This window comes from uncultured Phascolarctobacterium sp., assembly GCF_902463975.1.
Taxonomy (GTDB): Bacteria; Bacillota; Negativicutes; order Acidaminococcales; family Acidaminococcaceae; genus Phascolarctobacterium_A.
In genome coordinates this window covers 13,613-27,702 of sequence record NZ_CABQHJ010000012.1, presented here as the reverse complement: position 1 = coordinate 27,702, position 14,090 = coordinate 13,613, and the positions used below count along the sequence as shown (strand labels likewise).

The following is a 14,090-nucleotide window of genomic DNA, read 5'->3' as shown; positions in this document are numbered from 1 at the left end:
TAATTTTTTGCCTGAGTAAAATCGGGGCGCAGCATTATTTCGTTGCTGCTTGCGCATCAGCAGCTACTGCCTGCTGGCAGATTTCCAGCATAGCCTCAGCAAAACTGCCTGCCGGAACTGGAACAAACTTCAGCTCCTTTGCCTGATGGCTCAGCAGAGTTTTCTTGCTGCCATAAACATCCATTACCTCTACGCCGTAGGTTTTATCCTGCAGATTAAAGGTCATGACGATTTCACAGTATTGCACCTTCTCTTTTTTACTCAGAGAAGCCTTGTATTTTTCATTGAGCTTTTTCAGCATATCCTTATCGGTAAAAACGGTTTTCGTCAGCACGGAAATAATATTTTTATCTGCTACACCGTTCGTAACCTTGCTGAAGGTCAGGGAATCCATATCGTAAGCATAAATACCTACGTTATTTTCTACAACGATAGACCAACGTGCCTGCTCCTGCTCTTCCTCGCTCGGTTTAGGCATCATGCTGATTTCCCAGTTCATACCCTCTTGGGTTGCAGGCTTTTTGTCTGCATCCGCAGCAAATGCGGTTGCACAGCAAAATAAAGTCATCAATAAAATAAGCAATTTTTTCATAAAAGCTCCACTCCTTTGTATGCTAATATATCTATTAGTATACTATACTCTTATCTTTAATTCAAATTTCTTACAATACGAATTATATTTTCTTTAGACAGCTTCTGCAGCGTGTAATAATTGGCCTGCATAGCGGCGGCAACCTTCTTTGCCAGGCCCAGCTTGATAAAATCGCTTTCCGTATCAATAACCACCGAGGTAATTTTAGCCTTAGCGATTTTTTCGGCAATGCTGATTGCAGCAGCGACAGGATCCTTTTCGCCTTCGTGCACGGCATTCGCACGTCCGTCGGTTACAACAATCAGAATAGGCTCCAGCTCGCTGTCACGCTTGTTCATCATTGCCAGCGTTTGCAGCGACAGCGCCAAACCGTCAGCCAGCGGCGTTTTGCCACCGGTCGGCATTTCTGCCAGACGCTTCTGCGCCAGGTCCACGCTGCGTGTAATCGGCAGCAGCATATCTGCCTTATCGCGACGGAAGGCAATCATGCCTACGCGGTCACGCTTCTGGTACGCTTCCTGCAACATGTAGAAAATAGCACCCTTAACGGCACGCATACGCTCACGCGCACCCATAGAACCGCTGGCATCCACCGCAAACAGGAAGGTGTTACCGATGCGTTTTTCGCGCACCTTCTGGCGCAAATCCTCTTCCTTGATGTTCAGCGCACAGCCGTTGTCCTCTCGCAGGCGCTGATAAGGCGCTGCAGCACGGATGGTTGCGTCAAATGCCAAATCCGTAACCTTGCTCTTAGGCTGCTCGGCGCGCACATAACGTCCCTGCTTCAGGTCAGTCTTGGTCACGCTGCGCTTGCCGCTGCCGCGGCGCACATTGCGATCCTTACCCAAATCCAACAGCATCTTTGGCAGGTGGAAGCTCTTGTCGATATCGGCAAGCTGTTCCTCCGGTGCCAGGTTGCTGTTATTGTGCTCCTGCTGCTGCTCGTCCTCGTCGCTTTCGTCGTCCTCATCCTCATCGTCGGAGGCATCGTCATCTTCGTCATCATCGCCGTTATCCAATGGCGGTGGTGGCGGCAGCTGATTATCTTCGTTATCCTCGTTGTTATTATCATCGTCAGAATTATCTTCGTTATCCTGCTCGTTTTCTTCTTCGTTTTGGTTATCGTCCTGCTGCTCCTGCTCCTCGGGCTGCTGCTCAGGCGGCTTGCGCATACGGTGCGGCAGCACAAACTGCGCTGCCTCCTCCACATCCTTCGGTAGCACATAGGTGCGACCAGCCAGAGCAGCAATAGCACGCGCAGCCTCCAGCAGATAAATCTCCGCACGGTGACCGGCGCAGAAGGCCTGCGAGCACAGTTGGGCAGCAAGCATGAGCATCGCGTCGCTCACCTCTACCTGCGGCAGCAGCTCACGCGCTGCCTGCACCTTCGCTGCCAGGGCAGCGGTTTCTTCCGCATATTGCTCGCAAAACGTAAGGGTATTGCTACTATATGCTAAGGCACGTCGGATAACCTCCACGCGCTGGCCGATATCCTGCAACGCCTGCATATCGGCGTACATGCCGAAGCGGTCCAGAATATGTCCGGGCAGAGTGCCCTCCTCCGGATTCATCGTAGCAATGACGGTCGTGCGCACCTCATGACTACAGCTGATGCCGTCACGCTCCACATTGTTGATGCCTGCACTGTTGGCATCAAGTGCTGCAGTAAGCAGCTCCTGACGCAACAGGTTAGCTTCATCAATATATAGAATATTATCTGTCGCACGCGCCAGAATGCCCGGCGAAAAACGCTTTTCGCCCAAGCTTACGGCAGCCTCCAGGTCGATGCTGCCAAAAAGCATATCCTCCGTTACGTTCAGTGGCAACGTCAGCAGCTTTTGCGCACCAATCAGGCTCTGCACACTGCGCGCCAGCACGGATTTTGCCGTACCCTTGGCACCGCCTATGAGCAGACCGCCTGCTCTGCGGTTGACCAGAGCAATCAGCAAGGCCTTTTTAGCCTCCTCCTGCCCCACTACCGCAGTAAAGGGATAGAGATTATTTTTCAGCATAGTCAACGCTCCTTAGGCTTCAGCAGCCAAAAAGCTTTCTACCTTATTCCAATCCAGCTCGCCCTCTTCAAACGGACGGCGGCGCATACGGTGCGGCAGCACCAGCTTAGCTGCTTGCTTCAGGTCGTCCAAATTAGCCTGCTTGCGGCCGTTGAAGGCAGCCAAAGTCAGCGCTGTCTTGATAACGGTAATATCTGCACGGTGACCGTCAACGCCCAGCTCAACAGAAAGCTTAGCTACGGTTTCCAACAGCTTGTCATCAATAGTTACCTCAGGCAGCAGCTTGCCGGCAGCAATAATTTTTTCTGCGAGCTCCTCCTGCGCCTCTTTATAGCCTGCAATAAAGCTCTCCGCATCGTTTTCGTAAGCCAGACGGCGCTTGATTACCTCTACGCGCTGCAGCGGGTCATGCTCGCCGGTAACAACAACGCTCAAACCAAAGCGGTCCAAAAGCTGCGGGCGGATGTCACCCTCCTCAGGGTTCATAGTGCCAACCAGCACAAAGCGTGCGGGATGGGAGTAGGAAACACCCTCGCGTTCAACAGTGTTTACTCCCATAGCAGCGGCGTCCAGCAGTACGTCGACAACATGGTCATCCAGCAGGTTGATTTCATCTACATATAAAATATTACGGTTAGCCTGCGCCAAAATACCGGGTTCAAACTTTTTCTCACCATGCTTAATCGCATGCTCAATATCCAATGTACCGACAACGCGATCCTCGGTTGCGCTGACAGGCAGTTCAACTACGCGCATGTTGATGGTTTCTTCAGGCAAGCTGCCCTCTGCCTGCAGCTTCGCAGTGCAGTCATCGCACAGTTGGCTGCTGTGCGGGTCGCAATGGAAGCGGCAGCCGTGCACAGCTGCCATAGGCGGCAAAAGCTCGGCGAGAGCGCGCACAGCGGTAGATTTTGCCGTACCCTTTTCACCTTTAATCAAAACACCACCCAAAGCCGGGTTAATAACATTTAAAATCAGGGACAGCTTCATTTCTTCCTGTCCGACAATCGCAGTAAAAGGATACACAGCAGTACGTTTCATTTATATTCCTCCATTTATTAAAACGAGCTATCAATAAAATATGTATCTAATTATACAGTGTCTACTAGGTATACACGCAAGCGGTTTAATGAAAATTTTTATTCATCGCCGCGTTCTTCTATTTCGCCTTCGATATTCAGCAGCAGCTCCTGTAGCGACTGTTTGGTTTGCGGCTTAGCGTTCCACAGCTCGCGCTGCTCTGCCTCCAGCAAAACCTCCGTCAGTCTGCGCAGCGCCCAGGGATTAACCTCAGCAAACCATTTCTGCATATCTGTATCCAAGGCATATTTTTCCGCAAACTTTTCATACATCCAGTCCTCCATAACGGCGCTGGTAGCATCCCATTGGAAGCAGTTATCAACATAGGTTGCCAAATCGCCTGCTCCCTTATAGCCAAACTCCTTCATGCCTCGGATATATTTGGGGTTAATCGCTTCACCGCGGAACAGACGCTTGACCTCTTCCGCCAACGTGCGAATCACAACATGCTGACGGTCGGAACTGTCACTGCAATAGTTCTTCGGCATCTTGCCGCTGAAATTGCGCACTGCGGCAATCATACCGCCACGATAAGCGTTGTAATCATCGGAATTCAGCAGATTAGACTCGCGGTTATCAATATTGCTGACGGTAATCTCCAGCTTCGCCATACGATTAGTGAACAGCTTCGGCCTGTACTGACCTTTTTCGCCCTCGCCGTAAACATGTGCACCCCAACGCACATACACATCAGCAATATCGCCTAGGTCATCCCAATTGCGGGAAGCTAAAAGTGCGCTCACGCCTGCGCCATGCGCTCCCGGCGGATCGCCGAAAATGCGGTAGGATGCCTGTCTCCAGGCCTGCTCCTTGTCCACGCCCTCGCTTTCCAATCGTTGAGATTCCTCCATGACATGCTTGCGCACAAAGTTGTCCTCGAAGCTTTCGTCAAGCGCTGCCACCTGCTGTACTGCTTTATCCAGCCAGCAAACCGCTCCAGGCAGTGTATCACGGAACAGGCTGCTGATACGTCCGGTAACATCAACACGTGGACGCTTCAGCTCATTAAGCGGAATAATCTCGATGCCTGTCACCTTCAGGGTTCCCTTCTGCCAAACAGGACGCACGCCCATCAGGCGCATAAATTCCGCCATACACTGACCATTAGAGCGCATGTTATAGGTCGCCCACAGCAAAATACCTACGCTTTCGGGATAGCGGCCTTCCTCCGCTACAAATTTGTTAATCACATCCTCCGCCATCTGTGAACCAATTTTCCACGCTACAGGTGTAGGCAGCAGCTGCGGGTCAACGCCGTAAAAATTGCGTCCGGTTGGCAAAATTTCGGCGCCGCCACTTGTAGGCGCACCACCGGCACTCGGCTCGATATATTCAGACTGCAGCGCGCGGATGCAGTTGCTGCGTTCCCAGGTAGTATGCGCCAGGCTGGGATACAGCTTGTCGCAGATGAAGCCGGCAATTTTTATAATATCCTGCTGCACAGTCTCATCCCAACACTTTACGCACTCCAACACCCGCAATTTATCTTCGTGGACTACGAAACCATCATTTTGCAGCAGACGGATAATCTCCAAGCATTGGCCGTTAATTTTATCAAGCAGCATACCGTAGCTCAAAATGCCATCCGGTAGCAGCTTACTGCTGTTGTCAATCAGCTCATAATAATCATAGCCATAAGCCTGCGCCAAGGTTTTTGGCAGTGACGGCATATCAGGATTTTCCAAGCGCACCAACGCATAAAGGTATTCCGTCAGCTTTTCGCCCTGCGGCGGATTACCCATGATATGCAGGCCAGTAGTCATCTGCATATTCTTCAAGTCCGTCAGATAAGTATGCAGATGGCTGACATATTCGTCAAAATCGGCAGCATCCTCCTCCCGCACCTCGTCCGTAAGGTCAGCAGCAGCGGCCTTCTCTCTGATTTGTGCCATAGGTTCGCTCAAATCGGCATCCTTATCAGCCTTAAAGTGTACATATTCCTCCAAAGCCTTCTCCAGCTCCGCCAGCTCATCATACACACCGCTGATGCTTAACGGTGCTGAAAGATAGCTGATGAGGCAGGCAGCACTGCGGCGTTTGGCCTGAATGCCCTCGCCCGTATCAACTACCCAATAGGGATAAACATTTGGCAAATCACCGGTGCAGATATCGGGATAGCATTCATTGCCCATCGCCACGCCCTTGCCCGGCAGCCATTCCAGACTGCCATGCGTACCGATATGCATCATCGCATCTGCGCCCCAGATATCGCGCAGCCAGTGATAAAAGCCTAAATAATGATGTGTCGGCGCACAGTCAGGCGAATGGTAAATTTTATCAGGATCCTCGCCAAAGCCACGCGGCGGCTGCATCGTAATAAAAATGTTGCCGTTCATCGTACCGGGAATCAACAGAAAATCGTCATAAAAGAATACTTCACCGGGTGCTTCGCCCCAATCCTGCGCCAGGCGTTGCTGTACCTTTTCCGGCAGGGTCTTATAATAATCGCGGTATGCACTGACGAGGAGCTTGGCATCGGCATTATCAATCTGCTTTTCGCTCATGTAGTCCCTGTCATTCGTCGCACCTGCAATAAGCTCGTCAATGAATTCCTGCCTGTCCGCCGGAATATGGTCAACGACATAGCCTGCATCCCGCAAATCCTGCAGCAGCAAACGCACGCTTTCAATGCTGTCAATTGCCGCGCAACTGCCAATGTTTGAATTGGTTGACGGATGGTTATGAAAAACAATGGCGATTTTCTTTTCCGCATTCGGCTTGGTACGCAAAAGTGCCAGCTTTTTCGCCTTGCGCACCAGCATATTCATGCGCTCTGCTATCTCCTGCGTAACCTGCTTGCCTTCAGCATCACGCTCCACTGTCGTCACCGGGCAGCTATGGATAATGCCGTCAAACTCAGGCAGGCTCACGCTGTACGCCACCTCTACCGCGCTCATGCCGTCAAAATTGTCGTACCATTCCTGATACGAACGGTACAGGGTATAGGCCTGCAGTACCGTGATATTGAGCTTTGTCAAATCATTCAGCGCGCAGGCGCGGATACTGAACAGCGAAAATTTTATAGTATTGATGAAAACATCGGCATAGCATTTGCCGTCCGCGCAAACATACTTGCTTAAGGCTTCTTTAAAGCCGCCGCAGCCGCTTGCGGCGTCAGGCGAGCTTGTGGAGAAGAAGCATAAGGCGTTGCACCCCAGCGCTTCAATCTCTCTGACTACCGCATCTGCAAAAACGGTATTGCCCCACAGCCAGTCACTGCGGAAGAAAACAACAGCCAGCGTAGGTCTGTCCGCCTTGCAAAAATCACGGCGATATTCCTCCACATCATGATAAATTTTGGCTGCTTGCGGATGATAAATACCATCCCACGGCAAAAGCTCGGGAGCAGGCACATTACATCCTGCCTGCAAAAACTGCTGCGCCAGCCACAGCCACAAATTTATCCAGTTCTGCAAACCTCCGAATTTATAATAATCATTTATCCGCTTCAGCTCCTCCTCAGACAGACCGCCGTGCAGTATATCCTCCGGATTACCGGTCATCAGATAGACGTGCTTCTTTTTGTTGGCCAGCAGATAGGATGAAGATTCCGACAAAAACTTGGTGCTAAGTCCTGTGCCCATCCAGGGGAAAATGACAACCTCCGCCTGCTGCAGCTGCTTTTCCATATCCCTCGTCCATTCTGTATCGCTTGGGACATACAGCACCTGTCCTGCTACAGCTTCCTGAGTCTGCTGCGCCAGCTTCAATGCATCCTGCAGATAAGTTGCAGTCTGCTCCATATTGGTGAGAAATAAAATTTGTTGCATTCTTTCACCTCCGAAAATTATCGATACTCCTATTCTTTCATAAAAATGAGGACGAACAACCATCGCCCTCACAATAAAATAATATTACGCTATATAGTTCTCATACAGTCAAGCACTTCAGCCTTATTTGCTAATATCCCTTAAGAAAAACTTCCTCTTCATCAGTAAATATATTTCCATAAGCAAGATTGGCAATCTTCTTAATCGCCCATACGCAGTTTTGATTGGAAGCATATAAATACTTGTCCTTCAAATAGCAGACATGATTATTCTTGACCGCCTCCAGATTAGCCAACGCAGGATCCTCCAAAAATTCCTTTTTATACCCATCCTTGTTATCATGCTTAAGCTCCCAGGACAGAGAAAGCAAGAAGTAATCCGGATTTGCACGCAGCATTATTTCTTTATCCATCAGCTGACCGTTGAGCACCCCTATCTCTGCAGGTGCATTTTTCACCCCGGCAAAGTGGCACATATCATCAAAAAAAGAGCCCTTACCACCGTAATTATGGTTCATTTTAGAAACAAGCATCACACTTTTTGGCTTCATGCTAGCGCTATCAACCTTGCTTTTGATATAGTCAAGCTGTGTCTGCATTCTCTGCTGTAGCTTTTCCGCACGCTCTGATTCCCCCACAGCCTGACCTATCTCCTGAATCTGCTTTTTTATCTCTTCCACATTATTCGCATTGCTCACCACGTATACAGGTATCCCCATGGCGCGATAGGTCTGTATGCGGTTTTCACCTGTGCTTTCTCGGGCGATGATTAAATCCGGCTTGAGTGCCAGAACTTGCTCTGAGGAAAAATCATAGTTTAATTTTGTAGGCTTTTTGATTGCCTCAGTACTGATATAAGATACCGAAGCATCATACATTGATTTAGAGAGAGCAATAACACGCTCTTCATCAACAAGTCCCATTACAATATTGTCCAGATTAAAATGTGTTGTCATAATCCGCTGGGGCTTTTGCGCAAATTTTATTACATTCCCCTGCGAATCAACTACCTGATAGGCTGCCCCGCTTGTTTTTTCAACATACTGCTTTTGACAACCTGCTGTACAAAATGCCAACAGCAGCAAAAGCATCAGTAAGTTCTTCCACATTGTTTCACCTCATTTCCTTGTGATATGAAAAAGCAGGACGGAATAAATCCGCCCCACTTTTTCGGGAGTGTGAGTTATGAGAAAAGTTATAAGTTAGAAACTTCTTTCATAAGTTACATAGAAGTTAATCGGTGTGCAGTAGTATTCATTATAGTTTACTACATCCTTACGATTGAGTAAATTGCGTCCAACTAAGCGCAAAGTATCTTTATCAGTCGGATTATAGGAAAGCGATGCAGACCAATCAAGCCTGTTTTTCAAATTATGGTCAGGATTTGTACCATTCTTTGCGCTTGCAGAAGCACCGTTATACAAATAAGATGAAGGCTCGCGTTTTAAAGTTGCAGTAATGCGTGTATCAAATACTAACTTTGATTGATGATAGGTCGTGCCTAAATTAAACAGAACCTTTGATTCATCTTGAGACCATTCTCCTGGTTTGGTCTTCCAATCACCATAATCTGACTTAGACTTAGGATTTTGGAAAGTAGCACCCATGTAAACATCCTGTTTGTCATTAACTTTTTGCTTTAAGTTAAGCTCCAAACCATAGTTTTTCCATTTGTCGGCATTAATCTGGATGCTCTTATTGTCTGTTGTCTTACCCCAGATGATTTTATCAGTAGCATCAACATAGAAAATGCTTGCAGAGAAGAAAGTCTTATTGTTATCGTATTTATAGCCTGTTTCATAAGACCAGCTAGATTGCGGTTTAATATCAGGATTAACTGCATACTTGGGACCAGTATAAAAGTTAGAAGAAAGCTGCGGCATTTCAAAAGACTTACCAACATTAAAGTATACACTTGAAGTATCATTAATCTTATACAGGCCTTGTACTTGAGGAAGAATTTTTCTTTCGCTGCCCAAAAATTTAGAAGAACCCATCCAATATTCTCTAATACCAAAAATCATATTGTAGGCATCGCTAAACTTATGGTCATATGATTGATATAAAGAATAGCTCTTACGTTCAGAATCGGTATCTGTATTGCTAGATACCAAAACGGATTTCCAATACTCTTTAGTTGCCTGACCGCCAAGAACTAAAGTATCATTACCATTATTGAAATTAATTTTCTTGTGTACATCCAAGTCCCAGTTATGGCCTTTGTATAAACTGTTTGCAGCACCATAACGATATGTTTGAATCATAGAAATATCCATATAGGACAAGCCTGCACTCCAGCCATTATTAGCATTATCATAATTCAAGGAATATGTATTATAGGTTGCATCAGAATCACAATCCTTAGTTATGGACTTCACACCGTTTTTAAATGTTCCGCTCAACCATCTGTTGTGAGATTTTTTGTGGCTTAAAGAAGCAGTCAGGTCATCTGTAATGCGAACTGTGCCGAAGAGTTGCTCTAAATTTTTATCTGCTACTTCTAAAGCTCCGCCACCACCCTGTGCAGGTCTTATTAAATCAGGGAAATCCTTGTAGAAAGATTTTTGCCCGCCTATGCTGATTCTTTCAGAGTCAACATTTAATCCGTAATCATTGTATCTATTGCCCATACTGCCAAAAACTTTACCGGATGTTTGCTGGCCTTTAGATGGTTTCTTGGTAATAACGTTAATAACGCCAGCCATAGCTTGTGGTCCATACAAAACGGAACCAGCACCTTTTACAACCTCTATCTTTTCAATTTGATCAAGCGGAATTTGATTCAAGGCAGAAGCATTTAAAAAGTTTGCAGGATGTCCGTTAACTAAAACCAATGTACCATTATCCATACCACGCAAGCGAATTCTGGATAACATGCCGCTATAATCGGTACCATCATCCTGCCAACCCATAGCACCAGCCTGCGTCATACTTGTAACGAGTTCAAAAGCACTACTATATCCTTGATCTTTAATTTGCTCCTTAGTAATTACCATAGCATTAGCCGGTGTATCAACTAATTTCTTCTCTGTTCTAGTTGCAGTAACAACCATCGTATCCAAAGAATACTCCTGCAGATTATCAGCAGCAAAAGCGGTTGTACCCCAAACTACACTTGTACTCATAAGTACTGACATCAATACCGCATTACTTAATGCCTTGACTTTGTTCATTGTTGATTTTCAATCCTTTCATAGCCATCGTTTTATTTTTTGTTTCCGTCCAGACACAGCTAGTCTTTCATAGTCCTGTGCTATCGCTTGAAACATGCATCAGTATAAACTGTAAAGTGTTCATACAGTCAAGTGTTTTTATTTTATTTTCTTGACTTTTTGAGAATTATTCCGTTCTTGCATAGTAAAAAGCAGGACGGAATAAATCCGCCCCACTTTTTTAGGAATGTGAATTATGAAAAAGGTTAAGTTTTATAAAATATGCTTAGAATGCATATTCCATGCCTACCAGGAAGGAACGGCCGGGAGCACGCCACCATTGTCCGTCAGGATCTGCACTCCAGTTATAACGGGCATTAGAATGCTCTGCATAGAATTTATCGAAGATATTATTGACTTTGAAATAAATCTTCGCATTCTTATTAACATTGTAGTTCATAGATGCATCCCAAACAAAGTAGGTTGTTGCCGGGAAGAAAGCATCAACGGCATCAGCAGATTGAGGTCCCATACGGTCAATAACGCCCTTACCGATCAGGCTGGCATTAAAGTCCTTGTTGTCATAATCAAGGCCGATATCCCATGCGCCTTTCGGTACATAGCCGTCAACATTTTTTGCACGTTGAGCGGTTGCATCAACATTGGTATGTGTATAGCCAACATAAGTAGAGAATTGCGGTGTAAATTGTTTCTTCAGCTGGATATCCCAACCGCGCGCTTTTTCATCACCAACATTCGCATATTTAGGATATACATAACCGATTCTATTCTCAGAATAACGTTTAAAAGCATGTGCAGATAATACAAAGGTATCATCAAATTTATGGTTAATGCCTATTTCCTTAGTGTTACCGGTTTCCGGCTTGATATTAGGATTGCCGTATGCTGCACTGTAAAGGTTGCTCGGAGAAGGCGGAATGAAATACTCGCTGTAGCTTACATAGACATTAGTTCTGTCTTTATTAAAGGTATAACCTAGGTTAGCACTAGGAGTAGTGTGCTTGCCAAAGCCGGAGTTATTATCATGACGCACGCCGGCAGTCAGCTTCAGCTGGTCGGTAATATCAAACTGATCCTGCAGGAAGAAGGCTCTATTCATCATCTTCTTACCATTAAACGTAATAACCTTATCATGGCTGAACTCAAAGCCTGCGGTCAGCAAATGATTACCTAACTGCGTAGACAGCTGGTCAGTAATACGTTTGGTATTGGTTTTTGTCTTATAACCATAAATGCTGTGCCCCCTGCATAGCGAAGGCTTCGCCATAGGCAGCATGAGCAATTTCCTGCACGCCGAAAACAACGTCCTGCGAGCAGTTGTAGATATAGCCTTCATTGGGATAAAAAAGCTGCTTGTTTTTGATGGCGCGCATGGTCTGCAGCGACGGATCCTCTAAAAATTCCTGATTATATTTCTTGATATCAAAATTGCCATGGTCGTTATACACCGGCATTATCAGTAAATCTGGATCAATCTTCACCAGCATTTCCTTAGTAACCTGCTGGCCATTTTTGATTCCTGCAGCCGAAACGCCGTTGATAACGCCTGCTTCCTTACACATATCGTCAAAAATGCAGCCTTCGCCGCCGTAGGAGCTCATCAGCGAAACAAGGACGATTTTCTTCGGTTGCTGCAGCCTGAGCGCCGCTACCTGCTGCTTCACCTGCGCCAGCCTGCTGTCCATCAGCTTTACCAGCTCTTCTCCCTTACTGTCGGCGTGCATGGCTTTGGCGACGGTGCGCACGTTACGCCTGATATCCTCAATAGTCGCCGGCCCTTTCAGTACGATAGCATTCATGCCCAAATTACGCAAATTTTCGACACGGTTCATGTCGCTCCAATCGTAAGCAAAGACTACGTCCGGCTTCAGCGCCAGCACCTCTTCTGCCGAAGGGTTTTTGATGTTGTGCTGAATTTTTTTAGCCTGCTCTACAAGGTTGGAGCTTACCGGGTCATCGGCAAGATAATTGACGGCAACCAATTTATCTTCCATACCCAGGCCCATGATTATGCCATCGCTGCTGAGTGCCAGCGTCAGTACCTTTTGCGGTGCCTGCTTAAACGTAGTCACTGTTCCATGCTCATCAGTTACAGTGTAGCTGCCGTCTGCGGCAGCGTCTTTACCGCCGCTGCCTTGTCCGCAGCCTGTGACTAAAAGCAGCAGCAACAGCAGTAAACAAAAAATTTTCTTCATGCTTTATGCCTCTATTCTCATCATTTTACCTTTGCAGTATTGACATATATGCGACAATACCGACAATACAACAATTTATATTATAAAGTATATAGCGCTATGATAGTCAAGAACAAAGAAAAGGAAACGCTTGTTTTTATTTTAACTGTATGTTATAATTATTCTAGTTGCATGGGTAGCCGTTTTCCAACGGAGGTCATGCCTGGTTGTGAGAACCAGTGGCGTTTGTCGAGCTTTCGGCAAACGCCTTTTTTTATATCTCTTCCTATTGCAAATTAAGCCAGTCCTACCATCTTATATATTTTTCATTACTTGTGTGTTATAATTAAAGGAGGAAAGTATGAGTTCCAAACAATACCCGGAAAGCCTCATCCGCAATCGCGAAAGGCTTATTGAAAAGGCCAAACAACTGAACCTATTCAGTGATGCAATGGCTAAAATGGTCTTTACTGATTCAGGTGCCTGCGAACATGTTTTACGTATCCTTTCCGGCATCGATTCACTGGTCATTAAGGAAAATCGTACTCAAATGGTCATTAACAAATTTGCATCCAAGGATATTATTATGGATGTTCTTGTAGAAGATGCAAACAATAAGCTCTACGAAATGGAAATTCAAAAAAGCGATGGTAAAATTGACCATGCTAGACGCATGCTGTACTATTCTTCGAGCATCATTGGTAGCTATTTGCCAAAGGGCAAGGACAAAAAATATAAAAGCGTTCCCGATTTATATATGTTTTACATAACCGAGCCTGATATTTGGCATTTAGGTTGTACCTGTTACAATGTAACCAAGCGCCTTAATAACTTACCAATGACATACGATGATGGTCTGCATATGTATTACATTAACGCAGAAGTTAATGATGGCTCTTCAATTGCAAAATTAATGCAGTATTTTAAAACAGCAGAAGCAGATGACTTGAGTCAAGGGAAATTATCTAAACATGTCAATTACCTAAAGGCTACGAAGGAGGGGAAAGCCGCCATGTGTGAATTTACTGAAAAAATTTATAGTGAAGGTAAAGCTGAAGGCGAAGCTATTGCCAACTACGCTGCAGCAAAACGTATGCTTTTAAAAGGAAATAATTCGCTTCAAGATATTGCGGAATTTACTAACCTGCCTATGAGCAAGATTTTGGAACTGCAAGCAGAGCTTAATAATGCTTAAACATTAAATATGCATTTACCTTCACTGCCGTGCGCTAAAGCGCACGGTTTTTTTCTTTTGCATTCCTCTTCCACACGTCAAAAAGGCGGCGCCAA

9 protein-coding genes are annotated in these 14,090 nt (G+C 46.1%); 1 reads left to right on the top strand and 8 read right to left on the bottom strand.

Annotated features, from left to right (window positions below; all coding sequences use genetic code 11):
• Positions 1–34 precede the first annotated feature (34 nt).
• From RDW05_RS05030 to RDW05_RS04995, 8 genes are all read right to left on the bottom strand, one after another.
• Positions 35–592 carry a hypothetical protein gene (locus RDW05_RS05030; RefSeq protein WP_307978074.1) on the bottom strand — a complete coding sequence of 186 codons (558 nt, stop codon included), beginning with the start codon at positions 590–592 and terminating at the stop codon, positions 35–37.
• A gap of 56 nt (positions 593–648) precedes the next feature.
• Positions 649–2,604, bottom strand: a complete 1,956-nt coding sequence (locus tag RDW05_RS05025) for a VWA domain-containing protein (protein WP_307978073.1) — start codon at positions 2,602–2,604, stop codon at positions 649–651.
• Between the two features lie 12 nt (positions 2,605–2,616).
• Entirely contained in the window at positions 2,617–3,645 is a 1,029-nt protein-coding gene (locus RDW05_RS05020) for an AAA family ATPase (protein WP_307978072.1), read from the bottom strand.
• Positions 3,646–3,743: 98 nt separating this feature from the next.
• Complete coding sequence (gene cobN / locus RDW05_RS05015) at positions 3,744–7,454, bottom strand: cobaltochelatase subunit CobN (RefSeq protein WP_307978071.1); 3,711 nt, start codon at positions 7,452–7,454, stop codon at positions 3,744–3,746.
• 130 nt (positions 7,455–7,584) lie between these two features.
• Positions 7,585–8,562, bottom strand: a complete 978-nt coding sequence (locus tag RDW05_RS05010; RefSeq protein WP_307978070.1) for an ABC transporter substrate-binding protein — start codon at positions 8,560–8,562, stop codon at positions 7,585–7,587.
• Positions 8,563–8,655: 93 nt separating this feature from the next.
• Positions 8,656–10,626, bottom strand: a complete 1,971-nt coding sequence (locus RDW05_RS05005; protein WP_307978069.1) for a TonB-dependent receptor domain-containing protein — start codon at positions 10,624–10,626, stop codon at positions 8,656–8,658.
• Positions 10,627–10,891: 265 nt separating this feature from the next.
• Complete coding sequence (locus RDW05_RS05000) at positions 10,892–11,902, bottom strand: TonB-dependent receptor domain-containing protein (protein ID WP_307978068.1); 1,011 nt, start codon at positions 11,900–11,902, stop codon at positions 10,892–10,894.
• Complete coding sequence (locus RDW05_RS04995; RefSeq protein WP_307978067.1) at positions 11,847–12,821, bottom strand: ABC transporter substrate-binding protein; 975 nt, start codon at positions 12,819–12,821, stop codon at positions 11,847–11,849. Before RDW05_RS04995 ends, RDW05_RS05000 begins: the two co-directional genes overlap by 56 nt.
• A gap of 340 nt (positions 12,822–13,161) precedes the next feature.
• Here RDW05_RS04995 and RDW05_RS04990 point away from each other — a divergent pair, with 340 nt between their 5' ends.
• A complete protein-coding gene (locus RDW05_RS04990) occupies positions 13,162–13,995 on the top strand; it encodes a PD-(D/E)XK nuclease family transposase (protein ID WP_307978066.1) in 834 nt (277 codons plus the stop codon).
• Positions 13,996–14,090: the final 95 nt, after the last annotated feature.

Excerpts from the sequence above, each read along its gene's own strand:
- RDW05_RS05030 (WP_307978074.1), bottom strand. The coding sequence starts at position 592 with ATGAAAAAATTGCTTATTTTATTGATGACTTTATTTTGCTGTGCAACC.
- RDW05_RS05025 (WP_307978073.1), bottom strand. The coding sequence starts at position 2,604 with ATGCTGAAAAATAATCTCTATCCCTTTACTGCGGTAGTGGGGCAGGAG.
- RDW05_RS05020 (WP_307978072.1), bottom strand. The coding sequence starts at position 3,645 with ATGAAACGTACTGCTGTGTATCCTTTTACTGCGATTGTCGGACAGGAA.
- cobN (WP_307978071.1), bottom strand. The coding sequence starts at position 7,454 with ATGCAACAAATTTTATTTCTCACCAATATGGAGCAGACTGCAACTTAT.
- RDW05_RS05010 (WP_307978070.1), bottom strand. The coding sequence starts at position 8,562 with ATGTGGAAGAACTTACTGATGCTTTTGCTGCTGTTGGCATTTTGTACA.
- RDW05_RS05005 (WP_307978069.1), bottom strand. The coding sequence starts at position 10,626 with ATGAACAAAGTCAAGGCATTAAGTAATGCGGTATTGATGTCAGTACTT.
- RDW05_RS05000 (WP_307978068.1), bottom strand. The coding sequence starts at position 11,902 with ATGCTGCCTATGGCGAAGCCTTCGCTATGCAGGGGGCACAGCATTTAT.
- RDW05_RS04995 (WP_307978067.1), bottom strand. The coding sequence starts at position 12,821 with ATGAAGAAAATTTTTTGTTTACTGCTGTTGCTGCTGCTTTTAGTCACA.
- RDW05_RS04990 (WP_307978066.1), top strand. The coding sequence starts at position 13,162 with ATGAGTTCCAAACAATACCCGGAAAGCCTCATCCGCAATCGCGAAAGG.